The 9,844-nt window shown below is 34.9% G+C and carries 11 protein-coding genes; 3 read left to right on the top strand and 8 right to left on the bottom strand.

Annotated features, from left to right (window positions below):
* Nucleotides 1-448 precede the first annotated feature (448 nt).
* Complete coding sequence (locus ACFQZ1_RS03015) at nt 449-628, bottom strand: hypothetical protein (RefSeq protein ID WP_377880622.1); 180 nt, start codon at nt 626-628, stop codon at nt 449-451.
* Nucleotides 629-641: 13 nt separating this feature from the next.
* Complete coding sequence (lepB, locus tag ACFQZ1_RS03010) at nt 642-1,175, bottom strand: signal peptidase I (protein ID WP_377880621.1); 534 nt, start codon at nt 1,173-1,175, stop codon at nt 642-644.
* 346 nt (nt 1,176-1,521) lie between these two features.
* On the opposite strand from lepB, the gene ACFQZ1_RS03005 reads away from it, so the two are divergent.
* Nucleotides 1,522-1,809, top strand: a complete 288-nt coding sequence (locus ACFQZ1_RS03005; RefSeq protein ID WP_377880620.1) for a hypothetical protein — start codon at nt 1,522-1,524, stop codon at nt 1,807-1,809.
* A 44-nt stretch (nt 1,810-1,853) separates the two neighbouring features.
* On the opposite strand, the gene ACFQZ1_RS03000 is transcribed toward ACFQZ1_RS03005, so the two are convergent.
* Nucleotides 1,854-2,534 (bottom strand): lysoplasmalogenase, encoded by a 681-nt coding sequence (locus tag ACFQZ1_RS03000; protein WP_377880619.1) that lies wholly within the window; start codon nt 2,532-2,534, stop codon nt 1,854-1,856.
* A 170-nt stretch (nt 2,535-2,704) separates the two neighbouring features.
* Nucleotides 2,705-3,664, bottom strand: a complete 960-nt coding sequence (locus ACFQZ1_RS02995; protein WP_377880618.1) for a DMT family transporter — start codon at nt 3,662-3,664, stop codon at nt 2,705-2,707.
* Between the two features lie 535 nt (nt 3,665-4,199).
* Here ACFQZ1_RS02995 and ACFQZ1_RS02990 point away from each other — a divergent pair.
* Nucleotides 4,200-6,128 (top strand): heavy metal translocating P-type ATPase, encoded by a 1,929-nt coding sequence (locus tag ACFQZ1_RS02990; protein ID WP_377880617.1) that lies wholly within the window; start codon nt 4,200-4,202, stop codon nt 6,126-6,128.
* A gap of 192 nt (nt 6,129-6,320) precedes the next feature.
* Here ACFQZ1_RS02990 and ACFQZ1_RS02985 read toward each other — a convergent pair whose 3' ends face one another.
* From ACFQZ1_RS02985 to ACFQZ1_RS02975, 3 genes are all read right to left on the bottom strand, one after another.
* A complete protein-coding gene (locus tag ACFQZ1_RS02985; RefSeq protein WP_377880616.1) occupies nt 6,321-7,184 on the bottom strand; it encodes a YihY/virulence factor BrkB family protein in 864 nt (287 codons plus the stop codon).
* A gap of 5 nt (nt 7,185-7,189) precedes the next feature.
* Nucleotides 7,190-7,678, bottom strand: a complete 489-nt coding sequence (locus ACFQZ1_RS02980) for a DUF4075 domain-containing protein (RefSeq protein ID WP_377880615.1) — start codon at nt 7,676-7,678, stop codon at nt 7,190-7,192.
* A 167-nt stretch (nt 7,679-7,845) separates the two neighbouring features.
* Entirely contained in the window at nt 7,846-8,310 is a 465-nt protein-coding gene (locus ACFQZ1_RS02975; RefSeq protein ID WP_377880614.1) for a low molecular weight protein-tyrosine-phosphatase, read from the bottom strand.
* A 164-nt stretch (nt 8,311-8,474) separates the two neighbouring features.
* Between ACFQZ1_RS02975 and ACFQZ1_RS02970 the strand changes: the two genes are divergently transcribed.
* Nucleotides 8,475-8,699 (top strand): DUF1128 domain-containing protein, encoded by a 225-nt coding sequence (locus ACFQZ1_RS02970; RefSeq protein ID WP_098311126.1) that lies wholly within the window; start codon nt 8,475-8,477, stop codon nt 8,697-8,699.
* Nucleotides 8,700-8,745: 46 nt separating this feature from the next.
* Here the strand turns inward: ACFQZ1_RS02970 and ACFQZ1_RS02965 are convergent, their stop codons facing one another.
* Entirely contained in the window at nt 8,746-9,828 is a 1,083-nt protein-coding gene (locus ACFQZ1_RS02965) for a toxic anion resistance protein (RefSeq protein WP_377880612.1), read from the bottom strand.
* Nucleotides 9,829-9,844: the final 16 nt, after the last annotated feature.

Here is a 9,844-nt window from a genome sequence, read left to right as displayed (position 1 = left end):
CAAAACCTCCAAAATAAAAAGAGCCTATGTAGTCTATCGTACTACATAGGCTCTGAAAGTTCCCGAAGAAGTTGATTAACTCGAAGAGTTTGTCAACAGCCCCATTTTGGCTGCTTTCTTTACTAAACTCTTATGTGAAGGTAACTGATGGCATGCGTCCGATCGGTAAAAATTTCCACCAAACTCCCCACTGATTAAAGTTTCACTTTATATCTCAAATCACATCATCAACCTTTGCTTCCACACGAATTTGCTGAATGAATTGTTGTCTTTCGTTTTCGTTACGAATTAGTTTATGCATATACCGCCGCTTACTCAATAAATTCCGATAACGTTCTTCCGTATGAATTACATCTCGGCATTTTATATCTTCATATATGACTTTGAACCACTCATGCCCTTTTAACTTTTCAATATGACGAGCAAATCTTCTTTGCTTTCGCTTCTCTCATCCTTCTATGCTTTCTAACGCTTGTTCTACAATTTCCTCTCCTATAGCTTCTCCTACAACTTTTACAATTCCAACTGTTCCGCGAGCAATAACCTTTGTAGCATCTGCTGCCGCTTCTCCTAATGCAATTGCCCCTCGTACAACCCCAGCGAGAATGTGACCAATAATATCTTCCATAGCCCCTCTCCTTCTAATTTACTATTTGCATCCGTTTAAAAGGATAATAGATTGCAACCAAACTTCCTAATACATCATCTTTATCAATTAGCCCTAGCCCATTACGACTATCGCGGCTTACTAATCGATTATCCCCCATCACAAAGATTTTATTTTTCGGAATGATCATCGGACCAAAATCCTCAGTTAAATTCATCATAAGTTGTTTTGCCTGCTTCTTATTTTTTTCTAAATATGATTCTTTTTGCAATTGACTGTTTATATATAACTGATCATTTTTCATTTCAATTGTATCTCCAGGTAGACCGATAATACGCTTCACATAATAATTATCTGTTTTTATCACAATTACATCACCATGATGATAGCTATCAACTTTCCTTACCAACTTATTTATAATGACTTTATCTCCTTCATAAAGTGTAGGCTGCATGGAAGCTCCTTGCACCGTCGTCGGAAAAAACACAAATACTTTCATAAAAAAAGCGATAATGCATGCAATCGCAAATATTTCAATCCATTCCCGAAAGCGGCTTTTCTGTCTCATCCTTCTCTCCTTTACCCTTCAATGTACATATATTATAAAATATTTTTGTAAATAAATTCTATATTATCAGTAAACTGCATATACTATTTACAACGAAAACATCATATTCTATATATATAAATTATTTAACCAACAAAAAGAACTACTAATAAGCAGTTCTTCTTTCATTTCTATATAGATGGCAAATATTCAGCAGTGGATGAAGAAAACCCCCACCGATTAAAGTTTCACTTTATCAAATCTTACAATTATATTCTAAAAAACATCCTTATATATAGTTTTTTGATATAATGTTTCTGGTCTTTTTTATTTGATACATAAAATACAAGGAGGATTTATTTTTATTATGAAGGTTATGCTAAAAAACGAACGAACTGGACAAATTAAACAAACAAAACTAGGGTTTAGCTGGACTGTATTTTTCTTCGGCTTCTTTCCAGCACTATTTCGCGGGGATTGGAAATGGTTATTAATTATCTTAATTGCAAGTACATTCACATTCGGTTTTTCTAATTTAGTTTTCTGTTTTATTTATAATAAGTTATATATTAATGACCTTCTATCTCAAGGTTATAAACCTGCTGACGAATATAGCTTAGCTGCTTTACAACAAAAAAATATCATGGCAGCATAAATAATTAAAAAGTAAGCAAGCTGGTTATATACCAGCTTGCTTTATTACATTCCAACATAAATAATACATATTTGTGCTCCAACATATGTTGCCCAAACCCAAAGAGGATCATATTTTATATTTCGTCCGCCGATATCAGTAACACCAATAATAAAATCGGAGATGGCAAACAATAAACCTCCAAACGCTGGAATCCACCATATTCCACCGTTCAAGTAAGCAAGTGCAAATGCAAAGCATGCCATTCCACTAACCCAAAGCCCGTATATAAGTGCTCCTATTGTAAATAACTTATCTTGCTTATTATTTCGAATAAAAAAGAACCAGCCAATAATTAAAAATAACCCGTATCCTACTAAACTAAACCATAACCCATTCCATGAAATACCTGTTTCTAAAAAGGCTGTAACATACAAGCAATGTGCAATAGCAAATGCTACCATTCCGCCAATTAAACGGTTACCAAATGGAATTAAGCCTGCCATAAATAAATCGCCAATTGTTGACAAAATCATACCTATTGCAACCCATTGCCGATAAGGTGTCGCAGGGTCTTGCACCCACATCCATATTGCAGCTCCAGTTAATGAAAGGCTTAGGAGTAAACGTATAAATAAAGGTAATGGTTCGTTTTTCTTTGTTTGTTTTGATTGCCTTATTGCATAAATTGTACCGAATAGAAACAAAGTTACTTGTCCAATCAGCAATACGTACATCTCATTCATATTTTTCTCCTTGATGAATTAATATTTCTATGTTATTCGATATAAAAACGTCATTTTCCTTCCTTTTACCTACAAGTTTCAACAAAAAATAAGTGTTTTTCTGTTACTCCATCACTTTTTGAAAAAGATCCATTTCATACTTCCTGGCCTTACATATAGAAAAGAGGCTCTTACTGAGCCTCTTCACGCTGATTTTGTATTTGCTCCGTTTTTTTCACTATAGGTGTACGATTCACCACAATGATTCCTGTCGCTACACATGCCAATCCAAACAACACGAAAGAATGAATCGCTTCGCCTAAAATTAAGCTTGATAATATTACACCAAACACTGGAATGAAAAACATGTACATCGATACTTTTCCAACTTTGTTGTATTTCATCACTGTATTCCAAATACAAAATCCCGCTGCCGATAAGAAAGATAAATATAATAGCATAAGCAGCGTTTGCATATGGAATGTAAATGGCATAAATCCAACTTGTAAAACCCCGATGAACAATAAGCCTAAAGAACCAATAATCATTTGATATGCAGTCATATAGCCTACATCCATCGTTTTACTGCCTTCTTTCGCCAAAATGTTACCGTATGAGTACAGAATTGCCGCACCTAATAATAACAATTCGCCAATCCCAAAGTGAAAATCCATATTCCCCTTTGGAATATTTACAAGGACTACACCACAAAAACCGATTAATACCCCAACGATTTTTCTCATATTTAATGAATCATCTTTATATAAAAAATGTGCTAATAAAATTTGAAAGAATGAAGATGTTCCAGAAATAACTGCTCCTTCAATCCCAGTGCTATAGCTCATACCAATATAAAAACAAACATATTGTAAAAACGTTTGAAACAAACCAATCTGAACAAGTTGCTTCGCTGTACCTTTTTGGAAAGATACATTTTTTCCTAGTGCTTTAAAAAAGAATAAGAGCATGAATCCCGCTATGAAAAATCGATAACCTGCAAATAAAATTTGTTCACCTACTTCATGAGGTTGAATGTCTAACTGGACATAACTTAATTTAATAAAAGGAAACGCACTGCCCCATAAAAAAGTTGTACTTAATGCCGCAACAAATACGCCGAGCGGATGTGTAAAAAATCTTTCTACCTTCACGTGATGTCTTCCTTTCCGTACTTTTTTACGAACAATATTCATATATAACAAAGCAAAGTCAAAAACACAAGATTTTTTACTTATAATCATTAAGTAAAAAATCTTTCTCTATGTGGAAACATATGTTACAATTTAGAATAATAATAAAGTAAATAACTACACAGAATGTGTTTTCTAAGAAATGCTGCTATCCGTATGGATGGCAGCTTTCGTCGTTTTATAAGGGTTTCGATGATGATTCTTTTTCTCAATGAGAGGAGTAAAACGAGATGAATTCACTAGTAAAAATATTCTCAAAGCAAAAGAACGTTTCAACTTAAATGAATGCTGCTATCTAGATGGATGGCAGCTTTCTCCATTTTATAGAGCTGTCGATGATGATTCTTTTTCTCAATAGAAAGGAGCGAAAAACTATGGATGCTGAAATAAAAGTATTATTAAAACAAACGGAAACACCACCTTAAAAGAAAGCTACTATCCATCTTTCACTGGTTTCCATAATAAATTTTTTCTCAATAGAAAGGAGCAAAAAGTTATGAATTCTGAAGTAAAAGCATTATCAAAGCAACCAGTAACGCCAACTTCTCCATCCTGGTTAGAATCATTCCAAAAACATTATGAACTCATTTTTGCAATTACATCTGGAATTTTTATTTTAGCAGGTTGGTTACTAACAAAGAATGACCTAACAACTGCTGCAACTATATTTTACGTATTAGCTTATGTAATTGGTGGGTATGCAAAAGCAAAAGAAGGTATTGAAGATACGATTGCGGAAAAAGAGCTAAACGTGGAAATGCTCATGCTTTTTGCAGCTATTGGCTCAGCAATTATCGGCTACTGGACAGAAGGCGCTATATTAATTTTTATCTTCGCTTTAAGCGGAGCTATGGAAGCTTACACGCTGGATAAAAGTCAAAAGGAAATTTCAGCACTGCTCGACTTACAGCCTGAAGAAGCACTGCGTATTTCTCGTGGAGTAGAAGAACGTATTTCAGTCGAACAGCTGCAAATTGGTGACATCATTTTAATTAAGCCAGGTGAACGTATTCCTGCTGACGGTGTAATTCACACTGGCGAAACAAATATTGATGAAGCTGCCATTTCAGGTGAACCTATTCCAAATGAAAAGAGAACAGGCGACGAAGTATTCGCAGGAACTGTTAACTTACGCGGTGCCATCGAAGTAGAAATCACAAAACATAGCGATCAAACATTGTTCCAAAAAATTATTCGTCTCGTACAAAATGCACAAAGCGAAAAATCACCTTCACAGCTTTTCATTGAAAAATTTGAAGGAACATATGTGAAAGGTGTCCTTCTTGTTGTAGGGCTCATGATGTTTGTTCCTCACTATGCGCTTGGCTGGAGCTGGAATGAAACATTTTACCGTGCAATGATTTTACTCGTTGTAGCTTCTCCTTGTGCACTCGTTGCAGCTATTACACCAGCTACATTATCGGCAATTTCAAACGGTGCACGCCATGGAATCTTATTTAAGGGTGGTGTTCATTTAGAAAGACTCGCTTCATTAAAAGCCATCGCCTTTGATAAAACAGGTACATTAACACAAGGAAAGCCAACAGTAACAGATGTATATACGCGTGACGGAATATCTGAAAAAGAGTTATTGCACATTACAGCATCTATTGAAAGTCATTCTACACATCCTTTAGCAGCATCAATTGTTAAATATGCAAAACATGCATATGACATGACATTAACAAAACCAGAAAACGTTGAAGATGTAACTGGATTTGGCTTAAAAGGAACACTGCAAAACAAAGCTTACAAAATTGGGAAAGCTGATTTTATGGGTGAAGAAACAAAATCATTCCATAACGGCATTTCAATGAAATTAGAACAAGAAGGAAAAACTGTTGTATATGTAAGCGATGAGAAAGGTATTCTCGGTCTTATTGCCTTAAAAGATACACTACGCCAAGAAACAATTGCAGCAATTCACGAGCTTCAAAGCCTTGGTATCGAAGCGATTATGATTACAGGCGATAATGAACAAACGGCAAAAACCATCGCTGCTGAAAGTAATATTAAAGAGTATTATGCATCCTGCTTACCAGAAACAAAAGTGGAAGCAATAAAAGAATTGAAAAAGAAATATGGTACAGTGGCAATGGTCGGTGATGGCATTAATGATGCTCCTGCATTAGCCACAGCAAGTATTGGAGTTGCGATGGGAGAAGGAACTGATGTTGCTTTAGAAACTGCAGACGTTGTCTTAATGAAAAATGAACTTTCTCGCTTAGCACAAGCAATTCGCTTATCAAAACGAATGAATCGTATTGTAAAGCAAAACGTTATCTTTTCATTGACAGTAATTATGCTGCTCATCTGTTCAAACTTCCTACAATTTTTAGCACTCCCATTAGGTGTCATCGGTCATGAAGGAAGTACCATTCTCGTTATTTTAAATGGATTACGATTATTAAAGGCAAATAATTAAAAGGGTTCCAATATGGAACCCTTTTTTTAATGATAACCGTTATGTCCGTTTGCACTGCTGCTCGTTTTATGTTTTGGCTGTGAGCTGCTGTGTTGTTTACGTTGATTTTTATCGTTTTTGCTATTGCCAGTTTTATTTTGACCCATGAATAATCCCCCCTATTCCCTTTTAGTATGGAACAGAGGGTTACTTTTAATTACGGGAATTATTGTCACTCGTTCGATAATAATTCAAGAGTGCGTTAATTTCTCCGCCAAGCAAAATTACCCAGCCAGTTAAATAAAACCATAATATTAAAATAATAATAGCACCGAGGCTACCATATGTATTAGAATAATTTGCAAAGTTATCGACATAGAATGCAAATGAATACGATGCCACAATCCATCCAATCGTAGCAAATAATGCTCCTGTCACCACTTCTCTTCTCTTTACATGACGATTTGGGGCAAATTTATACAAAAAGCAAAATAAACCAAATAATACGAGAAAACTTAATAATAATCGAACAATACTCCAAACAAACGAAAATTCATGAGATAAACCTAGAGCTTTAAAAATCGCTGATCCAATTAATTGTCCAAATACAGGTAAAATTAAAGCAAAGACAATCATAAAAATCGTTGCTAATGTTAATACAATTGACAATGCTCTTGTTGTAATAAATGAACGTGTTTCAGTAATATCATAGGCACGGTTAAATGCCTTCATCACAGCATTTACGCCATTCGAAGCAAAATATAACATTGCAAGTAAACCAAACGATAATAATCCACCATTTTGTTCACTAACTATTTTATCTACATTTGTTTCGATTAAACTCAGTACATCTTCAGGAGCATAATTCTGTAAAAAGGATAATACATCTTCCGTCTCAATTGGGATATATCCAAGAAGCGTTATTAAAAAAACAAGTGCCGGAAAAAGAGAAAGCAAGAAGAAATAAGCGAGCTGTGCTGCTAAGCCCGCCAAATCATCTCGTATCGTTCGATCATATAAGTCTTTTCCAAATGTGAAAACATGATGAGTTCTTGCTTTTTGTAAAAATGTTTTCATCTTTTTTAAACGCTTTTCTTTTCTTCTTGATTTTGTTTTAGTTCAATAAACGCTTCCGATTTCTTCTCTTCTACAATAGATTCCTTTTTACCGCTATCTTCTGCTACAATCAGTTCTTCTTCCGCCTTTAACTCTTCTGTCGGTACAACCGCTTGAATTTCAATTGTTTCTGGTTGTTCTTTCACATTATTTTTCTTCTTACTAAAAATATCTTTCGTCTCTTTTAATGTTTCAACAACAGCTGGTGTTAACTTTTTAATTTCTGCTACTTTCGCTTTTACAACATTAAAATCAGCAATTTCGCGTCCTTTATCTGTAACTGTTTGCACTTTTTCTTTTATCTTTGCATTTTCACCAATTTGAATCATTTTTGTTTTCGCTTTTCCTGCCGTATACTTCACTTTTTCACGATTTTCTTTCTTTAACATAGAAACTGCCACACCTGCTGCCACACCGATTGCAATATTTCGTACGATATTTCCCTTCTTTGCCATATTCCTTCACCCTTTCATCTATTTTGTTAGAAAGTTATCTCGCTCTAACGGACAATGAGGTGATAGCCTCGAGGTATCTCCCTATAAGAGTTCGATTGGTTCAACTAACCATAAGCAGCGTTGCTCACCAATGGAAGTTTCACGTTATACTTTCTGAACTAACATCCTTATATTCCTTGCTCATTTCGAATGAACGCTAGCAATTTTGCACATCCTTCTGTTACAAGGTCATATACTTCTTGAAAGTTTCCTGTAAAATATGGATCCGGAACATCTGTCCAGCCACCGTCTGGAACAAAATCGGATAGTCTGCCAATATAGCCGCCTGCTTTTCCTAAAGCTTTTAAGTCGTCTAAGTTTTTATTGTCCATTGCAATTATGTAATCAAACTTTGTTAAGTCTTCTTTTTCTACTTGACGTGCTTTAATTCCTTCAAAGGACACTTCATTTTCTATTAAAATTTTTTGTGTGCCATGATGAGGCGGGTGGCCAATGTGCCAATCTCCTGTTCCAGCAGAATCGACAGTAATCGCTTGCTCTAACCCTTCTTTTTTTACAAGTTCACGAAAAATTGCTTCTGCCATCGGAGAACGACAAATGTTTCCTAGACAAACAAATAAAACTCGAACCATATTTGTTTCTTCCCTTCATGATGCATTTGTTATATTTAGTATAAACAATCAACAATTACTTATAAAGGGAATAGGTGCTAATTTAATGCGATTGCAAACTTCCGTTAACGAAAATGATAAAAAATGTTAAGATAAGTCTATCTTATTTAAAGGGGGACACTTCCATGGATTTATCCGTAAAAACGCAGGAAAACGTTGAATATATGGTAGAAGCAATTAAAGAAAAATTACGCATGGTAAACGCTGGTGCAATGAGAGCTTCAAACTTCAATGAAGATATGTACGAAGACTTACGTGACATTTATGAACACGTTATGAAACGTGAAACATTTAGCATTAGCGAAATGCAAGCTATTACAGAAGAATTAGGTTCATTAATTAAAAAATAAAGTGAAAAGGCAATAGGACTAATCCCATTGCCTTTTTTATCATTCATTATCCTTGCATTTCTTTTTTAATTTTGTCTGTTAATTCTGCCATACGCTTACGACTTTCTTCACGCTCAAGTTTGTTTTGTTCTTCAATTTGTTTTGTTTCTTGAACACCTTTAGAAATAATATTCCAAGTCTCTTCAAGAGTTTCCATCTTAATACTTGAAGAACCCGCCAATTTTGCTACTTCTACACTTTGCGTCGCGATATTTTGTGCATTTCTCTTCAATAGCTCGTTTGTGCGGCGGTCAAGCTCTGCCATTGAATCAGCAACAAGCTTTTGACGTTTTGCATTTACAGCTTGAATAATACCATTTTTAAAAATAGGAATTGTCGTAATAAACGCTGTATTAATTTTCCCTATTAACTTGTTGTTACCTCGTTGAATCATTCGAATTTGCGGCGCTGTTAGTAATGCAACCATACGCGCTTTTTCTAAATCATCAATACGCTGCTCTAAAATTTCTACAGAGTTTTTTAAGGATTCCAGTTCGATTCCTGCAAGCTGATCATTGTTACGAACACGTTCTTCATACATCGGAACTAATTCGGTTTGCAGACGCTCAAGTAACATTTCACCCGCAACAACGTATTTCTCTAAATCTAAATAGTATTTTAAGTTTTGCTCATACAAACCATCTAACGTACCAATTGAACGCTTCATTTCATCTTGATATTTCGTGATTTCCACGTATACTTTATCCATTTCGCGTCCCATCGTTTGGTACTTATTAAAGATTTGTTCAATCATTTGATTTCCTTTTTTAAATAAACGAGAGAAAAAACCGCTTTTTTCTTCAACGAAATCCTTACTGTCAAACTTGTCCATAATTTTCCCAAGTTGTTTTAATAGCTCACCGGAATCTTCTACCTTAGATAATGTCATCGTATGTAAAATTTGATCCGCAAACCTGGAAATCTCTACAGATGGCTCTTTTCCTAGCTCGATTAATTCCAATTGATCTTTTATATCCACCGCATTATAGATGCGCTGTACTTCAGGGTCTTGTCTTAACTGCAAACGAATATCTTGTGATGTTTGTTCATTCAATTCTGTTGTTGTTGGATCTAATACAATCGGATTCATATATGTATCTTCCTTC

The sequence above is a fragment of the Bacillus sp. CGMCC 1.60114 genome (genome assembly GCF_042676365.1).
Lineage (GTDB): Bacteria > Bacillota > Bacilli > Bacillales > Bacillaceae_G > Bacillus_A > Bacillus_A rhizoplanae_A.
Note: the sequence above shows the minus strand (reverse complement) of the source record. Positions and strands in the feature narration are given on the sequence as shown.